This is a genomic window from Vibrio sp. 1288 (genome assembly GCF_033344475.1).
Map to the genome: position 1 here is coordinate 1 of NZ_JAWPOX010001082.1, position 528 is coordinate 528.

Annotated in this window: 1 pseudogene; it reads left to right on the forward strand. The window is 42.0% G+C overall.

From position 1 onward, the window contains the following. Positions 1-528, forward strand: a pseudogene (locus tag R8O11_RS31015) (methyl-accepting chemotaxis protein); the annotation flags it as partial.

A 528-nucleotide genomic window follows, 5' to 3' on the forward strand; every position in this document is an offset into this window, starting at 1 on the left:
TTTAGAAATACGCTTACTCAACTTGCGACGTAATGAGAAAGACTTTTTACTTCGCAGCAATGTCAAATACTTAGATAAATTTGATAGTAATGTTGATAAGTTTTTAAGCACCGAGAAAGAGCTCGCTCAAATCCTAAACCGATACGACCTACCCTCAAGTCAGCGTTTTAAGCAGGATTTACTCGCTTATCAAAAAGGTTTCCAAGCATTAGTTTCCGCTTCTCAAAAGTATGGCCTAGACAAAGAAAGTGGCATTCTTGCGCGTTACGAAAACCTGCTACTTGAAGCAAAGAAAAGCGCCGACCATCAGCAAATCCTTTCTCTTATCCAGTTTGATAATGCGGTGAAAGTGGGCGAATTTGACTCAAGCAAACTGTCTGACCTATACGTTCCAGAACTGTTAGAGTCAGCGAAACAACTTGCAGCTCAAAAACAAGTCATTGGTGTGGCGTACAACAAAGGTTTACTGGGCGAAACTCGCGCGCTATCTCACGCCGTGGAAGAGCAGTTTGAAGCTTTCTCATCATC